This window comes from Paenibacillus sp. Root444D2 (assembly GCF_001426375.1).
Lineage (GTDB): Bacteria > Bacillota > Bacilli > Paenibacillales > NBRC-103111 > Paenibacillus_E.
This window is the reverse complement of record NZ_LMEO01000051.1, coordinates 73,920-94,275: the sequence shown is the minus strand read 5'-3', so window position 1 is coordinate 94,275 and position 20,356 is coordinate 73,920. Positions and strand designations below refer to the sequence as shown.

The window sequence follows — 20,356 nt, the reverse complement described above, 5'->3', positions numbered from 1 at the left end:
TTCTTGTCTTTTTCATACGGTGATAAAAAAATAAGACTGCCCCAAAATCTTTTACAGATTTCGGGACAGCCTTTGAATATTACATTATTTTTTAACGTTAAACAATCTACCTAGCGAACACCAACCAGTGAGTGTGTGTTGTGTTTTTTTTTGTTTGTCGTCGCAAATAATTCACAAAAACCGAAAAGTTGCTATAGCCATACATATGTATAAAAACGAGTTTTGTGAAGTAGTCAAAATGGGAACGAATGTTCTTTAATTGGGCAAAATATAACCACTTCCCGTTTATAGGAAGTGATTATATTGAAGACTAGTCTTTATGGTGTAGATGTTATAACCGTTACAGAGCTGCTATCTGTTGTCGCTGCGGTTGGTGCAGAATTCAATCCTGCTACATTCTTAACGTTGATCTGGAACGTCATAAGACCTACTAGATCAGTTCCGTCTAAGACGTATGTTACAGTATTGATACCACCAAAGTCACCTGCAAGATTAAACGTAGTAGGAGTTTTTCCACTAATCAAGAAATCATTTAACGCCCAAACTCCTTGCGATGATGTGAATGTTAAAGTTACTGTGTCGCCTGCTGCTGCTTTTGTTGTATCAGCATTGTTAGATTCGATATGAACATTGGAGATAATAGCTGCTTTCAATACTTGTACTTTGCTATTGTCTGTTGTTGCTTCTGTTGTTGCAGAACTAACGCCTGATGCATTTTGAACGTTGATTTTGAAAGTCATTAGTGTATCAAGGTCAGAATCAGTTACGGTGTATGTAGCTGTGTTTAGATAGTCGCTGCCATCCAAAACGCTTGTGAAATCAGTAGGATCATTGTCATTAATTTTAAAGCTACCAAGCTTTGTAACTTGCTCTGCTGTACGGAACGTTAATGTAACTGTGTCGCCTGTGACAGCATATCTAGGGTCTGCATTGCTTGAAGTGATACTAATATTGCTGATAGTTACTGGCAATACTGCTGCAACTTTAATTACAACTTCGCTACCTTCTGCAACACCTGAGAAAAAGTTAGCTGCTAGTACTGGAGCTTTCGCTGTTTCTGGCGCACCATTTGGCAATGTGATTCCATCACCATTTGTAACACCATCACTCAACTTTTTCGGGCTATTAATCGTATTTCCTGTCACGGTTAATTTACCTAACGTTGCATTTTCCAATGAGATTGCATGTTTTTCATCATTAATGATGTTACCAGTAAGTGTAGCAGTAGTGTTTGGGCTATCAACGATAATACCAATCCATCCATTACTGATGCTAGTTCCGCTTACAGTAAATTGAGTACCATTGCTTCCTGTTTTATCGCTGATACCAATAGAATCAATCCCATTTATACCATTAATAAGACTATCATTAATTTGTACACCTGTCATACCATCACCAACCATTACTCCATAGAACCAATCAAAACCTTCTACAGTGTAGAACTTAGATGGAGTGATTTGAATATTTTTGATGATAACATTGGAAGCTTCTACCGCGATACCTTTATTGATTGAATGATAATTTCCTCCATCAATAGTTACTGCGCGATTAATCATCAAGTAATCAGCAGCTAAAGTAATATCATCGCTCAATTTAATTGTTTTTACAGAGGTATCCGTTAAAGCAGTTGCTAATTCTTCCGCTGTCGCTACAGTCGTAAGCGTTGGATCAGCAAGCGTACCCTTTTGCTGATTTACTGAAAACATACCTTGAGCCATTTGTAGCGCTATTATTGCATTGTCAATTTCTTGTTGCGTATCTGCGTTAGTTTTTACATCTGTAGCGGTTTGAATCGCCGCGTTAAATGTATTCATAACGTCTTCTGTTACCCAATATTTAGTAGTTGGAATGTCTAAGCCGTTTTCGCTAACTGATATTGCGGCACTACTAAGAGTAGCCGACTGAATTGATAATTCAAGTGATGTTGTGTCTAGTTGGACTTTAGTTCCAAAAGCTCTGGCACTTTCGAAAACCTGTTGAGCAGTACTTAAATCTGTTACTGCTACTGTAATTTCATGTTGCGTTGTTGCGGCTGATTTAGCGTTTTGAGCAGCGGTAATTGCAGCAAGCAATGTCTCATTAACTTCTGTTGTTACCCATTGTTTCGCCGGATCAACGTCAGAACCATTTAAGCTAATTTGAACCGAAGAAGGTAGAAGCTGCGCTTTTGTGATTTCTTCGTCCAACAAAGTTGTGTCAAGTGGAGTCGGCGGCTTTGTTCCAGATTGTGCAGCAGCCGTGAAGGTTTCAACGGCTAGATTCAATGATGTTACTGCATCATCTAGTTCTTGTTGGGTAGCCGCATTATTTTTTACAGTCGTAGCAGCTAGTATTACCGCTTGTAAAGTGTTGAAGTCTGTTTGTGTTACCCATTTAGCAGCAGGTATAACGTCATTACCGTTTGTGCTGATTTCGAAGCTCATTTTAATAGTGTTAGCATTTGAAATTGCTGTGTCGATTACCGTTGTATCTAATACAGGAGCTACATAAGTACCATTTTTTACTTCTGCGCTGTAAACTAGTACCGCGTCATTCAGCTCAATAACTGCATCTGTTACTTGTTGTGTTGTTGTTGCATTTGTTTTAGCAAGTTTAGCCGTTGCAATCGCTGCGTCTAATACATCGCAAACCTCTTTTGTAACCCATGAGAATGCTACTGGAACTTCTGTACCATTTACACTGATTGCTACACCTTGTTTAGCTATCTCAGCGGCAATAATTGCTTGGTCAAGTGCTGTTGTATCAACCAATACTTTTGTTCCGTTTGTTTTAGCTGCATTATACGTTACTACCGCCGCATCTAATGCTGCTGCTGCGTTCGTTACTTGAAGTGCCGTTGTTGCTGTAGCCTTAGCAGTTGTTGCCGCTGTGATAGCAGCTACTAATGCATCGTTAACTTCTTCTGTTACCCATTTAGAAGTTACTTCAACATCTGATCCGTTAACACTGATTTCAACATTTGCTTTGGCTGCATTTGCTGCTGAAATAGCTGTATCAATTGCTGTTGTATCAGGCAATTCTACTACAGGCACTACCACTGTAACGCTACCGCCAATTGTTGTAGTTTCAATAGTTTTTGATAATGTGCCTGCACTATTTTTTACGTTGATCTTGAAAGTAACAAGACCTTCTGGTTCAGTTCCATCAAGAACGTAATTAGCTTGATTTAGCCATTTACCGCTTTTTAGCTCTGATGTAAATGAAGTAGGATTTTTTCCGTTGATCTTGAAAGTGTCAAGCATAAACGTTTCTTCTGTGGATAGGAACAATACTGAAACTGTGTCACCTTTAACTGCTATCGTTTTGTCATTAGCATTACTTGAAAAGATACCAATGGCAGTCAATTCTAAAGTTGCAGGCGTTGGATTTTCAAGCAAAGCTTCTGCTGCTAACAAAACATTGTAGTTTGATACTAATGCTTTTTGTTGCTCGTTTAACTCTTCGTAACGCTCACGCGCCCTAGCAACGTCTTCTGCAAAAAGAACATCATCTAGCCCTTTGCCAACTAGGTATGATATCGAACCTAGTTCAGCAGGGAAGAAATCGACAACTTGATTTTTTTGGTAGTAACCAATTGGATTTTTGTTTGCATCATAGAACATAACTGTAAACCATTCTTGGTCAAGGCTATAAACTGAAAAAGCCCAATTAAAAACTGTTGTACTATTTCCTTTTTCTACAGTACGTTCATTCTCTCCTAGTACCAAATCATTTAAAGTGAGGTTTGTGCGTTCATTACTAGAACCGCGAACAGCAATATATTTAAAGTCTTTTACGGAATCTGGAACATCACTATTAGTAACAACGGCTTCAATACCGCCAGAAGAAGTTTTACCATTTGCAGCTACTTCGGACTGTGTAAGATTTCTCATGCTTACTCCGTCAACTACTACAGGTGCAGGCGTAGTAGTTGAAGCTTGAACTGCCACTGTGCTTGCTCCCGTTACTAGACTTACTGGACTAGCGCCAACCGTTTTTAGGCTATAATTAAATGTATAATTGCCTACTTTTTTAATAGTGACAGGGTACGTAGTTGTTACGCCTGCTGCATATTGGGAAACAAAATCGCCCAATCTAAAACCGTCTGCTGATCCGGCTGCAATTATTAGTGGTAAAGTCGCTGTACCTTCTTGAACGACTACTGGAACCACACCATTAACTGCGGTCAAGACGATATCGCTTGAAGTCAGACCACTAATGGCTACATAATGTCTTACTTTATCATTTGCATGGTCTGATTCTATTGCGCCTTTCATTGTTACGGCTAAATTAAATTGCGTACCTTGAACAGCATTCGAAATATTAGGTGCCGTGATTGTTAGGCTTGTTGTTGCCGGAGTTGTGTTATTTCCACCGCCGCCACCGCCGCCACCGCCTGTGCTACCACCGCCACCGCCACCAGTACTAGGTGCAGGAGTTGCGCTTGGAGCAGGTGTCGTCGAAGGTGTTGGTTGTGGTGTTTCTGGTTTTTGTTGGTCTTTAACTTCTTCTGCGCCTTTAATGAAGTTTGAACCCATTTGTGCAGCTTGTTCGCGTGTTGCATTGCCTTGCGGATTGAATGAACCGTCTGGATTACCAGAAACCAATTTGTATTTAAGAGCAAGTGCAACATATTTTTTAGCCCAATCAGATACTTTATCAGCATCCGTGAATGTCAATTCTGCTGAATCTTCGATTTTACCTTGCTTTTGCAATGCCTTAACCATAATTACAGCCGTTTGTTCGCGTGTTACAGTTCCGTTTGGTGCGAAAGTACCGTCACCCATGCCATCAATGATGCCATATTTTTTAGCTGCTTCAACGTAAGGTACTGCCCAACCTTCAACGTCAGTGAAACTAGAAACAGCGCTATTATCAATTTGAAGTTTTAAAGCTTTTACTAGGATAGTAACGAATTGAGCGCGTGTAAGCGTGCCTTTCGGATCAAAGTGTTCAGCGTCCATACCTGTTAGAACGCCATCTTTTTGAAGCTGAATGATTGCGTCTTTAGCGAATGAATTAGTAATGTCTGAGAATTGATTAGTTTCTTCTGCTAGTGCAGGAATTGTAAGGGATAATAGCATAGCTGTTGATACAATTGTTGGTAAAATTTTCTTCATTTTTTTGTGTTCCTCCGATTATTATAATTGTATGATTTGGACATAACTTCTATAAAATAAAACTTAACCTTTCTTTGGACAAGCATCCTTACAGAAATAACCGCTTTCGCTTTCGCCGTGAATATCTTCGTTTGCAGATTTAAAACTTCTTAAATCCTCTATGTTGCGGATTGCTCCACATCCTCACAAATACCTTGTTCGACATTTGAGCTTTCATGCATACTTAGTTCCTCCACAGGGCTTGTCGCTTGTATTTCAATCAAATTTGCTTAAATGTCCCGATTCCCATCCACCCATCCCCTTCCGTGAAACTTTTTTTCTCTAGCTTTTCAGTCAGCAGCATCGTGGATACATGCACTTTTCGACACAAAATGCTCACATACCCTACTTAGCTTTTCATTAATAGGAACGAATGTTCCATGATCCTTAGTACCTAATAATTGGTAAAACAAAGTTTAAAAAATAAATACCCTCAGTAAATTAGGTCTTTTCACTTAGGTAAAACCGACCGACGAACTATCAAACAATAAAAATTGATTAGATATTAGTTATTTTGTCATATCTATAGTACAATACTACCAGTTCCACCATTACACTATCATTACAAGAATATCCCATTTTTCGGAGGCAACTTGAATAACTTACATAACAATGACGTGACAATACATAGAGAAATTCACTTAACTGAGAAAATAGATGCGGAATACATTGTATTTATACACGGCTTAGGCCTAGATCTAACAACTTGGCATTACATTGTCCCTTTTCTAAAAGGAGAATATAATATTGTCTTGTACGATTTAAGGGGACATGGATTAACTTCTGCTGGAGACATTCCTTTTACTTGGGATTTAATGTGTGAGGATTTAAATGAAGTTATTTCAGATTTAAAAATGAAGTGTTTTCATCTAGTCGGGCATGCGATTGGGGGCATTATCGGAATATACTACTCTCTAAAAAATGTAAACTCTATCCTATCACTAACGCTTATTTCTACACCTGGATTTTACTCTGAGAATGTACTCAAGAAATCCGTTGAATTCCGACATTCCCTAGCTAGCGGAACATCTATTGAGCCCTTATCATCTCTTTTAGTTAAAACGATTTCGAATAAACCATCCGATTCACAAGAAGTTCATTTACTTCACAATGCATATCAACGAGTTATAGTCACAAAATACTTTGAACTTTTCAACTTATTTATTGATGCAAGACCATCATTGGATGATTTTTCATTGCTCCATGTACCAACGCTGGTCATGGCAGGATCCTCAGATCTCTTGCTACAACCATATTTGTCAGGAGTTATGTCCAGCCTAATTCCTAAATCAACCTTTATCACAATTGCCAACTCTTCAAATGTAACTTTTATTGATCAACCACAGGAAACTGCTCAAAAGATCATTGGATTTTTAGAATCACCAGATCTGTCAACACTTTGCACTCAATATAATGATCCATTGCTTATTGATACAAAAGAAGAATTATTTGAAATAATTAAAAACCGTAAACAAAAGAAACAACAAACAGGCATATTGAAAATCCAGGTATTAACGACCTTTCGTGTTTACATTAATGATACCGAAGTTCTAGAGGGATGGAATAAAAGAAATGCAAAAAAAATACTTATATATCTATTGTTGCATCCCACATCCACACGTGAAGAACTTTATGATGAATTTTGGCCAGATCTAGAAATAGGTAAAGCTCAAAATAATCTCAGGGTATCGCTTAATTATTTAAACAAATTAATTTATACGGACCAATTTAGTTTTCTACACACAGACAGGGAGCATATTTACCTCAAGGGGCAAATCCAATGTGACTTAAATGATTTAATTGAAATGCTTCACCGAGCTGCTAACGAAGAGATACCTAAAAAAAAGGAAAAATTGGTTTTAGATATCATCGAAAACTTACCACTTGATTGGCTTAGCGGATATTATGATAATTGGATTTTAACCTTAAGAGATAATATTGAAAGAAAATTACTCAAATTAACTGAATATTTCATACTATTTCACCAAGAAAAATTAAACTATGAGAAAGCAATGAATTTCGTTAGTTATGCCATATTTTTAAGGAAGCATGAAATCAGGTACTACGATTGGATGATTGAACTGTTGTTAAAGTTTGGAAAAAAAAGTAACACAAATGAGTGGGAAATGAAGAAACAGGCTGTTCTTCAAGAATTAACATAATAATCCCCCTAGTAGTCTGCTTAATCAAGGTTTTTCAGAAGTAACAAAAAGTCTGCCTGATCTCCGATGCGTAATTGCGGGAGATCAGGCAGACTTTCTTAAGGTTTATTTACTTTTCAAGCCGCTATATAAATAACTCCATCTGCTTGACATCCCCTAATCTTTCCAGTGAAATCGGCGCATAATCACGGAAATAGGCCTGATTAATTTCCTTTTCTTTGGTCATGACTAGTTTGCTTCCATTAGCCGCTTGTCTAAGCCTGCAGCTAAAGACGACAGGGAAATAGTCTTTAAGAAATTTCCCTTCCGCATGCGCGGTGAGCGCGATAATTTGGAACCCAAGCTGTTCGGCTATAAAAAATACAGGACTTAATACATGGTCGCTCGATGCTTTTCCGAAGGGATTATCCAGGATCACGGTCCGATGTCTTTTCATATTCGCTTGAATATGCTGACGTTTCTCGGCGACATAGTTAAGTAATCCCAAGAATAAGGTCATATTCTTGCTCCATTTTTCCCCGCCGGACCAATTATTAGACTGCTCCCAAGAGAAGGAGGCCTTCGTCACGTTATTCTCATTGGTTACTTTGCGGCAGGATACTTTCATCGGCCTTTCTTGCAAAACAATGTGCAGTAGCTGCTTGGTATCCAACCATTTTTCGATCTCCTTGCGAACCGTCGATTTCACTTCTTGACCGTTGTCATCAAGGTAATGACCTTTGTCCAGTTCGGCCAAAATCCACTCCAGATGCTTGCGCAGATGGTCCTTGGCTTCAAGCTCATCCCATTCCGGAATTTGAAACGAGTAAATGTGCTTCCACTGATCCTCGACCTTGACTCTCGTTTTGTTAGGAATATCTCGAAGCTCAGAAGCAATTAGCTTGATATGGCTATGCACATGAATAATATACTGTTCCAGCTGTTGATTGTGTGTACGCATCGTTTCTTCTGCGACATGATTGACACGTTCAATCCGGCTGTGCATTTTCTGTTGAAATTGCATTAGCTCCTGATAGTTGTCTTTTTTCTCGACACCTTGCTCGGCCATATCTCTCATTTTGATATCTTTGATTTGTTTCCGGCAAAATTCAACGAAATGAACTCTGGCTTTTTTCACAGAAGACTCTTCGGCTTCCAGTTCTTTCATAACGGCGGATAACAAAGTCACGGATTTTCGGACCATTTTCATCCTGTTATTCAGAAACTCGGCTTTCAGTTCTTGCGTGATTAATGACGCCTGAATGAGCGGATTTTCAAACCCATGCATGATTTTATATTGATTTAAGTATTGGATAACGTCTTCGATTTTACCTAATTGGGCATGAATTTGTGTATGCTGCTGCTGTAATCCCGTCTTCTGCTGATGCAGGCGTGTTTCTTCGCTTTGAACTTGATCATCCACCACTGTCAGCGACTCTGTAAAGGTTACAGGCAGCCCACCCGAATGCGCAGCGCCATACTGCTCAATGAGTAGTTTAATTGTCGTCGCTAGTGCATCAAATTGCTTCTCAACTCGCGTAAATTCTTCTTTGTCACGAGACAACCGAGATTCAAAATCCTTGAGCTCCGATAACAGCTGCGACATCTGGTCTTCACCGGTCACAGAAAACGCAAGATCCTCATTCAAATCCAAGTCCGATTGTTCCAGTCGAAGCTTGTTCATCTCCTTCTCCAGCGTTGTTCTGCTGGTCTTGGCATGATTCCACTCCGTTTCAAGCTGCTGACGTCCTTGAGATATGCGATTTAACTTGAGATGCAAATCTTTTCTTTCTGTTTTCAACCAATCTAAACTATGATTCGTTTCAATCGGCTGTACATCGAGAGTCTCTATATACGTATCTTGACTTTGAAGACTCGCTTTCTCGGTCCTCAAATAGTTCATACTGCTTTTCACTGATTCGATCTGCAGCTTCACTTGCTCCATAGAGCGCTGCCTGCTATCCAACTTGCTTTGCTGATCTTCTGCCTGTTCAACAAGCTGATCAATCGCCACGTTCAATGCAGCGATTTCTTTCCCCAGCTCGACATATGTCCGTCCTTTTTCAATCCACTGTTGGAGCTGAACCATTTCACCTTTTTGCTCGTCCATGATGTTATTGTGCTGCTGAATCGTTTGCTCAGCCTGACGAACGGATTTCCTAATGGAATCCTCCTGGCTTTCTAATTCACGCACTTGTTCGCGCTTAAGTCCAACTTGCCTTTCCATTTCTTGTACGACCTCAAGCGGGTATGAAGCAGTGAATCGACTGAAAGAGGTTTGTAAATCAGAAGTACGCTGCAATTCGCTTTCCTTTACTTTACGTGCTGTCAGGACCTCTTCACCTTTTTGAGATATCGCTCGTTTCCAGCTCGCAAATTCAGCGACATCGGCATTTTCACGCCAATGCTGCGGTTCAACCCAAGCTTTGTCTTGCACAGCTATCGGCGTATCCATATTGGCTAGACGTGATGCTTCCTGCGATGAGATGACTTGAATCGGAAACTGCATATCCTCCGCATACTGCCCAAGCTTGCTCGTTAATAACCCAACCTCTTCTTCTGTCGTAATCAAAGTCACTGACCACAGAGGATGTGTCATTGCCCGCTCGCTTAGGTCTAAGCCCTGCAAATATTGAATGCCTGTCTCCAATAACGCGAATTGATTTCTCCACTTGTCTACCAAGCCTGCCACATAGGTATCCGCAAAAAATGTATGCTGGTAGCTGTAATCATCGATATACCGGAAAGCGAGACGTTCTTTCAGCAAATATGCTTCTTTCTGCAGGTGCAGCTTTTCCAAATCCTCCCTAAGCCGCTCTTCAATCGAACTCTGCTTCTCATATACGGATGAGAGTCTCCCCCATGATGACCTGTACGCAGAAATTTCGGTAAGCATGGATTGATGCTCTTTTTTAAATGCTTCGAGATTTTGCTCCGAGCTGGCGCGTCCCACATAGGCGATCTTAAGGCTTTCACTCACTCGTTCCAGCTCTCTCATGCTTTCCTCTTTACCGAATGCCAAATCCTTGTTATTCTGCACAAGCAGCACATTGCTGTCATCCAACTTCTGATAACGCTGAATCCAATCCGTCATACTGCCTTCCATGCTCTCGACTGCTGGATTTGCCAAAACATTAGCTCTAAGCACTTCTTTATCTTTCTCGCGGGCCTGCACAATGGATCTATGTTCAATGAGCTGCTTGTTCAATCCCTCAAGTTCGCTCGACAGATCTCTCAGAATCGTTTCCTCTAAAGCCGTCCTATTCTGATGAGCATCTAATTCCTGCCTGAGTTTCTCTTCTTCCACCTGCCACTCTTGCTCCATCTTGCTGTAAATACTGCGAATTTGCCCGCTATTATTGTTCCATGCTTCGCGAAGATCCCCCTCTTCTTGGGTATTACCGAACTGATCTAGTTCGCGCTGCAAGTAGTTCATGCGCTCTTCTGCAGAGGTCCACTGCTGCTTGTAATCTGCCAAACGCAGAGAGTAGTAGTGCTGCTTAGCACTTCGTACTTGCGCCTCTTTCCGCTCAACGTCTTCCTCGACCAATCTCAGCTTTGTTTCCAAAGCGGATTGCTCTTGTTTTTGCTTGGCAATCTGAAGGGATTCTTTCTTCCGAGCCAATAACAGCAGCTGCTGATCGCATTCTGCCATTTGCCGGTGCCATTGTGAAAGCTTAGAGGCTTCCTCATTTTTATGCTCATTCACTAATAACCAATAGGCCTTCGTTTCGGCCTGGGCAGCTGCATAAGCCATCTGTTTGGCATCCATTTTGGCAAAATGAAGCACATAGCCATCCAATTCAACGAGGATCTTCTTATTTTCTTCGATTTTTTCTTTTAATTCTTTATATTTTTTGAAGCTGTCCCTGTGCATTTCAAAATTATTCGCGAACTCGCCTTGTTCATACCCGGCCATCGCATCCTCTACCGTTGGGATCAACAAGCGATCGAACAATTGACTCGTCGTTTTACATTCATCAAAAAAGCTCTCTACACCGCCCTCTGAGCTATTGATCTTCGCAATGCGATCCCACTCCGATGCGATAATGTGGTAATCGTTTTCCAATACTTTTTTGTATTCTTTAATCGATGACGGCAGCTTCGCGTTCATCCGTTTCGACGTCATTTGATGGTAATAATCATGGATTTCGCCCTTATCGGCTGCTCGAAGGCTGCCTGCACTTTCCTTGACAAAAGGTATCCGATCAATGGCATCGGCATCAAGCTCCGGATAATCATAGACATACCGATAGGAATCTATCCCTGTTGCTGTTAGAAACAAACTAATGCAAGTGACCACATATCTCCGTGGCCGTTCACTCAGAATCCACTCGATCGCGATATGCGCAGGGCCGTTTTCGAGACTTAACGTATCCTTCATTTTACGTCCGGCAAGTTCCGCATGCGGCAGTATGGCTTGAATGGCAGACTGGATAAAAACCGTCTTGCCCCCTCCATTTTCCAGAAGAATCGCGCCATTATGCCCATCGAAATGAAACAATTCATCGTTGTAGCGCTTATTTCCATCCTCATAGACCACATTGGTAAAACGTATTTTAGAGATGGCTGGCATGTTCGCTTCCCTCCTCCTCAAACGCATTGCTTTGATATAAAAACTCCAAAATGCCACGGTTATATTCCAGCTCCATAAAATAACGCTGCACGACCACTTTCGCCTTTTCGGTTAACGTAATTTCCTGGTTGCCAATATCGATCACTAACTCTTGCGCAACCAGAAACTTGCGGACAGAATCCATGAAGCTAACACGGCTAATCGTATTCCCGCTTTGCCTCGCAGCTGTTTCCTTGATATCGTCCATGGCACTCCATTTTTCAATCAAGGCCGTCCAGTTATAGGAAAACTCCTGCTCCATCTCTCTTAGTTCAGCTTCAGGATGCGTCTTCAATAATGCTATTCGCTCATTCACAAGTTCCGTCCACTCTTCAATTCCGATAAAACTTCTCGTCGGCTCCATCGTTTGGTAGCTGTCATAAAAGGCGCCAATCAACACGATGATGCTGACATACATCAGATAAAGATCCGCATTCACGGCATTCGCCCGCAGATAGGTACGTTTAATCACTTCGTTGTTCATATGAAAAGGCGATAGCCGTGTCTCCGGAATCATATACAGCTGCTCACCGGCAATAACCGTTACGCAATCGACTTCTCGCGCGAATTGATCCACTAGCCCTCGCACCACATCGTCGGCCATGTATTCTTGGAGCCGCTCTTTGCCAACTGCGTTATCGCGAGCTAACAAGGTATAGATGCGAAAAGCTCTCATTACTGTCCCATTTTCAAGTCCAATTGTCATCCTGTTCTCCCCACGAAATCAACATATTCTGAATGCTAAATCTATCGTTTACCTTAATAATATCTTCTTGCTCTATGATGACCAGACAGCGGCTTCCCAGAAGCATATACATATCTTCCAGCAACGTCCCCTGCTCTTCATTTTGCTGCTTATCCCTATCATCCGCCCGAAGTGGACTTCTTTGATGCAAATAGATCCAGAAATCATAGAACGCTCTTTCGCCCAGCAATCTTGCAAGCTCGCTCTCTTTGAACAGCTGAATAAACAGTTTCAATTCAACTTGGCCCTGCTCTTCCATCATTTGCAGCAGCTGCTCCATCAGAAGTTTGTACAACTTTTTCTGCATCGTTTGGTAACGGTTTTCGTCGCTGTCTCCGCCAAGTTCCAGGAACTTGTCATCCCGTTCTTGTCCACTGCCGTCTTCTAGCATATTTTGCTCAGCCCACACCGTCAAAAGCGACCACGCCTTCGTCTCTTGAACCGGTAAGAACGGGGCCAGCACACCTTTCATCGTCTCCAAAGGCAGTGGTGTACTAAAGATAAGAGAAGCAATATCCTGATCAAAATTAAAGGAATCCAACCCGGTGTAATATAAGGATTCTTGCGCTGCGCCAAGTGCATGTGATTTTAACACCATACTTTGATGAAATAGATCCGAATGCTCGCCATGAACCTTCTCCAGCTCATTGGATATACGTAAAATTAACTCATAAGGCCGTTGATCTGCTTGTCTAACCGTTTGTGCCTGAACGCGATCCTTCGTCTCCTTCACGAATTGCCGCAGTTCTTCGAATTCTTCATTCTCCATCTGCAAGCGCAAATAGATATCTTCCAGCAGACCTTTATAACGTCCGAACGTCTCTTCCGACACGATATTTCTTTTCAACTCATGCTCCAGCTTGACCATCCGCTCCTGCAAAGCTTCCACATCAATCCGCATTTCATTAATTTGCCGCAGGGCTCCTTCGAACTCGCCTTTTTCCAATTGCTTGCGCAGTACCAACTGATGAATAGATAATTGAAATTCGGTATAAAATTCCTTGGTCGCAAAAATAAGCTCCAACCCATCTTCGTCGAGCGTGTAGTACTGCGTATTCGTTTTTAGGTCGAAGGCATTCGCTTTCAGAATCGATATATAAATATGCTCCGACTGGCCGGATTCCCAATTCATAAAGGTGAAATCCCGTTTTTTCCCTGTCGTTGGACGAAAAACTTGCGTAATCTGCCTTGCCAGATCCTCAAATTCAGCTTCATCCAAATCGATGAAAATCCCAGTCACTTTCAAAAGAAACTCGGCTAAGTCTTTGACACCCGCCTTATTGTTTCGCATCAACTTCTGCTCAAAAAAGTAAAGCAGCGTCAACAGCCCAAGCTCCATGAAATCTATCGGTTTATTTTGCCGATCGGTTTGCCGCTTTCTCTGAAGCTCATAGAGAGGATCAAAAAGTGCCAGCTTGGTCATACGTTCCCGAAACCCGGAAACAACCTGACCAATTTCTATGTAATCCATGCTGTGTGCCTCCAAATCGTACAAAGCTCGTGTGTAGGTAATATTTCTTGCGGGAAGTAACCGCCGGCTGCGAAACAACGGTCGATTTTAATTTGTTCCTCCTCTGTAAAATGAGACACAAATGCCTGTAAAGCCTGCTCAAAATTACGTTGGTTTTCTTTGCCAGAAGCAAACTCCCTGCTCAGACATGCTCTGTAAAAGGGAAGGGCCAGACTAGCGGGTCTGCCGAAAAGAGTAAGCACCCGCTTATTGAATAGATGCCATATGTGGATTCCTTCTTTATCGATATCTCCAAAATAGTAAAACTCATGCGCAGCATCCCTGAGCGGAAGCTGCATCGGCAGCAGCTCAATGCTCTTCGTTACACGATAACCGCCGCCAAAAATTAGCGTCGCGAACGGGACATCCGGCAAAACTTGCAGCAGCGCTTGATAGGTTGTTTTATTTTCAACGATGAGATGCTTGTGAACCGAATTGGTAAGAACATAAGGATTAACAGCGAACATTAAGGGATCATCCACAGGTAGAATAAGCAACTTATCCCACAAACCGATTCGGATCAGCATCTCTTTCCCTTGCTTCTCCGTTATCCATTTCTCATCAGCAACAAGCTCAAAGCTTCTCTCCGGTTCCGGAGCTGGAGTACTTGGGAGCATATTCTTCTTCAAATAAGCATCTATTCGTTCAATAAAAGGCCTATCTTCCTCCCAAATGCTAGATTTCAATGAATAGTAGGTATCGAGGTTTATCAAGAGATGCAGATTCAGTCTGGCTCGATTGATTTCCTTATGCGTATCTTGCATTAAACGATTCTTCTGTACGTTATATTGATAGGCAAGAGAAAGTCGTTTCCCCGTTCTGCCTAGACTCGGAACCATCTGAAGAATTCCTGCAGCTTCAAGTTCCAATATTGCACCAGCAAATTGTTCATCGGTTGGCTGTACTGGAAATATGTCTTCTAGTTCTTTGAGTGAAACTTTACTTTTCTTGTAGGATTGTAAATAAGTGCGTATTTGGGAAATAGGATCCATGTACGATTGCTCCTGTATGAGAATATATGCCTATTATATCAAAATTTCAAAGGTTGATGGATTGGAAGGCTATTGGGAAGTCGTTCCATCCAATAAAAAAAGCCTGTTTGAGCGATTAAGCCCAAGTAGACTTTATCAAAATGATGTTTCCAATTCGATTTCCAACCGATCTTTTTCGTCACGTTTTAGTATAGCACCATGGGCGAATGTTTGTACTCATTAAACGCAAAAAAAGGGCTATCCCTCAGCCATTTCTGAACTGCCCCCCCGTTCGTGGACACTTCAAAGGAAGACCTGGAATAAGCTGTTAAAAGATGGTGCTCAGAAAGTACCCTGCCCTCTTGGTTAGCTTTAACCACAGCTAGCCTTGAATGCTAATGCGATCGACTATTGTAATTACCAATGTTGCATTTTCTGCAACAATTCATATGCCAAAAGGCTATTTTGTACGTTGAAGTTGCAGTTTGTACAACATTTCGAATCCATTCGTTTCAAAATAACCTGTATAGAGCCCAATTGTTGTACATTATGCAACATCGAGGGGAGAAAGGCGGGATCTAGGTAGATTTGTTGCACTTTTTACAACATCTTTCAACCGAGAAGAAGGATTCCCTACTCCAATTATTTCCCATGTGTAATCCTCGACTCGACCTTTCTTATTCATTATTATATAAATGTAAAAAGACCCGAAATAGGTCACTTTCTTCAAAGTGTCTTTCTTTCGGGTCACTGTTCATTTTTTGGGACGGCTCCTTCCTGCAATAGCAGCTCTATCCAACACCCGAGCAGCTTCCTAGCTCAGCTATTGTCAATCTTTCACTGACCCCTGCATAAGCCCGGCAATAAACTGCCGACTGAAGATTGAGAACACAACAATGAGCGGTACCGTAGCCATTAGCGTAGCAGCCATGACCATGGAGTAGTCCGTGCTGTACACGCCATTCATTGAGGCGATCAGCATCTGGATCGTAAATTTGTTCTGTACCGAGATGACGACGAGCGGCCACAAATAATCATTCCAAGAATTCAGGAACGTAATGATGCCTAGCGTAGCTAACGCCGGGCGAAGCACCGGAAGCGCTACGCGATAGTACAGGTCGAAAGAATTACAGCCGTCAATGCGTCCTGCATTGATAAGCTCATCATGCAGCACGGATGCCGCATACTGCCGCATCCAGAAGATGCCAAATGCACTCGCCGCGCCCGGGATGATCAAGGCTTTCAGGTCATTGATCCAGCCCAGCTTTTGAATAATGATGAACTGGGGGATTAGCCCCAGCTGCTGCGGCACCATCATGGTCATTAGCAGGAAGAAGAACAGGAACGGCTTACCTGGAAACTGGAATTTCGCAAAGGCGAAGCCCGCCATCGAGCAAAAAAACAAAACCAGAAGTGTGTGCACACCTGCTACGATCAAGCTGTTGCCGAACGACCGGAAAAACCCGACATGATCGATAACCTTGCCGATATTAACCAGCAATTGATCGCTCGGCAGAAACCTTGGGGGAAACCGGAACATATCCGAAGTCGTTGCGGTAGACATCACGAACAGCCAGTAAAAAGGAAATAGCGACAATAAAGAACCGACCAGCATCCCTATGTGAATAAGGATCGTTCCTGAAGCCCAAGAGGACTTCGCTGGTGTCTTGGTTAGGACGACGGCATCTCTGCTTCGGCGAGTGACCGTGACTTTAGAAGATTCCGCGCTCATCAGATGCCCTCCCCTCTCGAAACGAATTTCCAATTCAAGAAGGAGAAAATACCAATGATCAGAAACAGCATCCAAGCGATAGCGGAAGCATAGCCGAACAGCTGATTGCCGAAGGCTTGGTTATACAGATACAACACCAGCGTCAGCCCGCCTTTGGTTGCCCCGCCGGTATTGCCGACGAGAATTAAGGGCTCGGTAAACAGCTGCATACCGCCGATCGTCGAAAGGATCACAGTGAATAGAATGATCGGCTTTAACAGAGGCAGCGTAATGCTGAAAAACTGCTGCTTCCGGCTCGCCCCGTCAATCGTAGCTGCTTCATACAGATCATGCGGGATACTCTGAAGCCCGGCCAAGTAAATGATGGCATTATAGCCCGTCCACCGCCAAATGACCATCACCGACACGGCAACCTTCACCCAGAAGGGATCATTGATCCATTCAATTCGGGGCAGCCCAACGACCTGAAGCAGGCCATTAATCAGTCCGAACTGGCTGCCGAAGAACGAGCCGAAGATAATGGCTACAGCCACAATGGACGTAATATTCGGCAGAAAATAGACCGCTCGATAAAAGTCCTTGAACCGCACGAAAGCGGCGTTGAGCAGAAATGCTACGACCAGTGCCAGAAACAGCTGCGGTAAGGTCGAAAAAAACCAGATGACGAAGGTGTTGCCGACCGATTTCCAGAAATCTGGATCATCGGTCAGCAGATTACGGAAATTGCGAAGTCCCACGAACTCCATCGGCCCGAGCCCATCCCACGAATGGAAAGCCAAGTACAGCGAGAACAGGATCGGAAACAAGCCGAATACGATAAACAAGATATAAAATGGAGATATCATCAGGTAGGGCGCCAGATACGTCTTCAACCCTCTCATTGCAGCCACATCCCTATTTGTTTTTCAATTTGGTCTTGGCCTTCTCAATGAGGGCCGCGAATTCTTTGTCAGGATCCTTGGACTTATCGACCGTCACTGCCTGCATGCCATCGCTAATAATATCTTCCACGGTTTGATAGAAAGGTCCTTTACGCTGCACTTTTACATCCTTGGCAACCTCGGAGAACAAGATACCGAGCTTCTGGTTGCCCCAGAATTCATACCCCGCCTCTGTGAACGCTTTATCGCCATAGACCGACGGAGTCGAAGGGAAATTGCCTGAAATCTTGAATACTTCTAACTGCTGCTGAGGTGACAGCATCCAACTAATAGCTGTGTAAGCTTCCTTGGCATTCTTCGTTTCTTTCGGAATAAGTAAGAACGAACCGCCCATGTTGCCAGTGCCCTCTGGAATTTTGGCTGCGCGCCATTTGCCCTTCGTATCCGGTGCGCGGGTTTCGACGTGCCCTTTGCCCCAAGCTGCAGAGATGTATGTCGCGATTTTGCCCGAATTCAGAGCGGCAGAGTACTCCTGCAGCGCATTTTTCTGGTCATAAGCTCCAGCGATGCCCATTTCACGGGCTTTTTTATAATAATCCAACGCTTTCTTGATTTGCGGGTTGGATTCCATTGTCAAATTCTCGTCTTTGTCAAAGTACAGTTCATTGCCCTGGTCGCGAATCGCACCATACAATTCATAAGGGTTAGATAAAATACTGGCGCCTGTTTTCTCCTTCAATGTTTTGCCGGCAGCGAGGAAGTCGTCCCAATTCTTAATCTTGGCCGCAACATCGTTAGGCTCCGAAGGGAGTCCGGCTTGTTGGAACAGATCTTGGCGGTAATAAAGCACCATCGGACCTATATCCGTTGGAAATCCAAGCTGCTTGCTGCCAACGCTGCCTTGCTTCCATTTCCAATCCAGATAATCCTTGGACAGATCCTTAGCTCCATACTCGTTCAGGTCATAAAATTTATCAGGGTACTTCAAGAATTGGTCCATCTGTGAAATATCGATCATCGCAATGTCCGGAGCCCCCGAACCTGCCGACATAGCCGTCAACAGCTTCTTGTGGGCGTCTTCCCACTTATAAATCTGTGGAATAATCTCGATGTTCGGATGGGTACGGTTAAACTCCGGTATAATCTTTTCAAATGATGCCCCCTGCCAAAACCACATTTGCAGTTGAACCTTTTTCCCGTTGTTTCCACCTGCTGCTTCATTTTTTACTGCGTCTTGCGTTCCTCCGCTGCTGCATGCACTAAGAAGAACTAGAAGAGAAACCAAAAGCAGAAACATGGACTTGCGTTTAGGCACCCAATTCATTCGATAAACGCTCCCTTCACCATTTTCAACTGGACTTCCAAATAAGTAAGCCCTTACATTTAGTATAGGCAGGTCTATACAGCTCGTATAGGTAACAAATCTTCGATTTCTTGGACTCTTCTCAGGAATGTTCCACCGTCCGATAATCCCCGGGGGCCATACCGACGAAGGTTTTGAAGATGCGGCTGAAATAGGCTGGGTCCTTGTACCCTACCCGAATGCATACCTCATATACCTTCAGGTTCGTCTCGCGCAGCCATCGCTTGGCCTCCGTAAGCCTGAACTGTGTCAAGTACTGGGTGTAGGTGAGCCCTATCTCCTGATGAAACAAATTGCTTAAATAATTGGCATTCACTTGGAATTGCTGGGCAAAATCGGACAAATTCGCCGTTTCGTTGGCATATTCATTATGTACGTATTTCAAGAGCGCCTTAATAATTGGCGGAAACGAGTCCCCTCTTTCCTTCCTTGTAATTTCGTTGAAGCCCAGGCTCATCATACTGCGCATATACATCAACCCAAGATCACTTATCTCCTTGGTGCAGCCGCCATGACCTGTCTTCACTTCGATGCGGAGCTTTGCCTCCATCCACTTCGAAATTTCCTGCACCCGCTGCTCCCAGGCCATCTTATCATCGTGCTCGGTGAACAGAACCACAGTGATGAGCCGGTCCTCTTCGCATACTGCCGCCGTCCCCAATCCGCTGAACGATTCATGCGCACATTCCCGGATAAAGTAACGTACCGAGGTCTCTCCCAGAGACCGCAAATCCTTGGTCGAAAAGGAGACGAGCCGGATGGTGGCATATTGCGGAATCAACCCTTCATCGAAGGTTGGCACCGGCACCCCGTGAAGTAGGTCGTGCATGCGTTTCTCCAGCAACGCCCGGCTGCGGATCACATTCACCTGCTCGGACTCCATCCGTCTTCGGTACTTCCCGTAAGCTTCGTTGTATACCTCTAGCAGCTTCTCTTTGGAAAGAGGTTTTAGCAGGTAGGCTGCTACTTGATGCTGCATTGCTTTCATTGCATAATCGAATTCCGCGTGCCCTGTCAGCACATACACATCGGTTTGCCGTGAATGCTGCCGTATATATTCGGCAAGCTGCAAGCCGTCCCCCGCCGGCATGCGGATATCGGTAATAACGAGCTGCACCGTCCTCTGCTTCAGTATTGCAATCGCCTCCAACCCGCTAGAGGCGTCCAGTACTTCACCCACGCCTTCGAATCGGGCCAATGTTCTGCACATTGGAAGACGTACATTCGCTTCATCGTCTACAATCAGAACAGTAAACATAC

10 protein-coding genes are annotated in these 20,356 nt (G+C 43.2%); 1 reads left to right on the top strand and 9 read right to left on the bottom strand.

The genetic code is table 11. From position 1 onward, the window contains the following. Positions 1-317 precede the first annotated feature (317 nt). Positions 318-5,099 (bottom strand): S-layer homology domain-containing protein, encoded by a 4,782-nt coding sequence (locus tag ASD40_RS31860; RefSeq protein ID WP_057307171.1) that lies wholly within the window; start codon positions 5,097-5,099, stop codon positions 318-320. A 632-nt stretch (positions 5,100-5,731) separates the two neighbouring features. Here ASD40_RS31860 and ASD40_RS31855 point away from each other — a divergent pair. Then, positions 5,732-7,300, top strand: a complete 1,569-nt coding sequence (locus tag ASD40_RS31855) for an alpha/beta hydrolase (RefSeq protein ID WP_057307170.1) — start codon at positions 5,732-5,734, stop codon at positions 7,298-7,300. A 124-nt stretch (positions 7,301-7,424) separates the two neighbouring features. On the opposite strand, the gene ASD40_RS31850 is transcribed toward ASD40_RS31855, so the two are convergent. From ASD40_RS31850 to ASD40_RS31815, 8 genes are all read right to left on the bottom strand, one after another. Next, the gene (locus ASD40_RS31850) at positions 7,425-11,855 is read right to left on the bottom strand and encodes a hypothetical protein (protein WP_057307169.1); all 4,431 of its coding nucleotides are present in this window, start codon (positions 11,853-11,855) and stop codon (positions 7,425-7,427) included. Beyond that, complete coding sequence (locus ASD40_RS31845) at positions 11,839-12,600, bottom strand: DUF6063 family protein (protein WP_057307168.1); 762 nt, start codon at positions 12,598-12,600, stop codon at positions 11,839-11,841. The genes ASD40_RS31850 and ASD40_RS31845 overlap by 17 nt, the downstream gene beginning before the upstream one ends. Next, positions 12,584-14,110 carry a hypothetical protein gene (locus tag ASD40_RS31840; RefSeq protein ID WP_057307167.1) on the bottom strand — a complete coding sequence of 509 codons (1,527 nt, stop codon included), beginning with the start codon at positions 14,108-14,110 and terminating at the stop codon, positions 12,584-12,586. Before ASD40_RS31840 ends, ASD40_RS31845 begins: the two co-directional genes overlap by 17 nt. After that, on the bottom strand, positions 14,098-15,141 hold the full coding sequence (locus ASD40_RS31835) for a Wadjet anti-phage system protein JetD domain-containing protein (RefSeq protein ID WP_063870881.1): 1,044 nt from the start codon (positions 15,139-15,141) through the stop codon (positions 14,098-14,100). Before ASD40_RS31835 ends, ASD40_RS31840 begins: the two co-directional genes overlap by 13 nt. Positions 15,142-15,949: 808 nt before the next feature. Next, positions 15,950-16,735, bottom strand: a complete 786-nt coding sequence (locus ASD40_RS31830) for a carbohydrate ABC transporter permease (protein ID WP_376769354.1) — start codon at positions 16,733-16,735, stop codon at positions 15,950-15,952. A 116-nt stretch (positions 16,736-16,851) separates the two neighbouring features. Then, positions 16,852-17,733, bottom strand: a complete 882-nt coding sequence (locus ASD40_RS31825) for a carbohydrate ABC transporter permease (protein ID WP_057307165.1) — start codon at positions 17,731-17,733, stop codon at positions 16,852-16,854. Positions 17,734-17,746: 13 nt separating this feature from the next. Beyond that, positions 17,747-19,057, bottom strand: coding sequence for an ABC transporter substrate-binding protein (locus ASD40_RS31820; RefSeq protein WP_057307164.1), 1,311 nt, complete (start codon positions 19,055-19,057; stop codon positions 17,747-17,749). 121 nt (positions 19,058-19,178) lie between these two features. Then, positions 19,179-20,354 (bottom strand): response regulator transcription factor, encoded by a 1,176-nt coding sequence (locus ASD40_RS31815; protein ID WP_057307163.1) that lies wholly within the window; start codon positions 20,352-20,354, stop codon positions 19,179-19,181. Between the last annotated feature and the right edge of the window lie 2 nt (positions 20,355-20,356).

What these genes read in the sequence shown, in the direction of transcription:
- ASD40_RS31845 (WP_057307168.1), bottom strand. Translation starts at nt 12,600, where the DNA reads ATGACAATTGGACTTGAAAATGGGACAGTAATGAGAGCTTTTCGCATC.
- ASD40_RS31850 (WP_057307169.1), bottom strand. Translation starts at nt 11,855, where the DNA reads ATGCCAGCCATCTCTAAAATACGTTTTACCAATGTGGTCTATGAGGAT.
- ASD40_RS31840 (WP_057307167.1), bottom strand. Translation starts at nt 14,110, where the DNA reads ATGGATTACATAGAAATTGGTCAGGTTGTTTCCGGGTTTCGGGAACGT.
- ASD40_RS31820 (WP_057307164.1), bottom strand. Translation starts at nt 19,057, where the DNA reads ATGAATTGGGTGCCTAAACGCAAGTCCATGTTTCTGCTTTTGGTTTCT.
- ASD40_RS31835 (WP_063870881.1), bottom strand. Translation starts at nt 15,141, where the DNA reads ATGGATCCTATTTCCCAAATACGCACTTATTTACAATCCTACAAGAAA.
- ASD40_RS31815 (WP_057307163.1), bottom strand. Translation starts at nt 20,354, where the DNA reads ATGTTTACTGTTCTGATTGTAGACGATGAAGCGAATGTACGTCTTCCA.
- ASD40_RS31830 (WP_376769354.1), bottom strand. Translation starts at nt 16,735, where the DNA reads ATGCTGGTCGGTTCTTTATTGTCGCTATTTCCTTTTTACTGGCTGTTC.
- ASD40_RS31825 (WP_057307165.1), bottom strand. Translation starts at nt 17,733, where the DNA reads ATGAGAGGGTTGAAGACGTATCTGGCGCCCTACCTGATGATATCTCCA.
- ASD40_RS31860 (WP_057307171.1), bottom strand. Translation starts at nt 5,099, where the DNA reads ATGAAGAAAATTTTACCAACAATTGTATCAACAGCTATGCTATTATCC.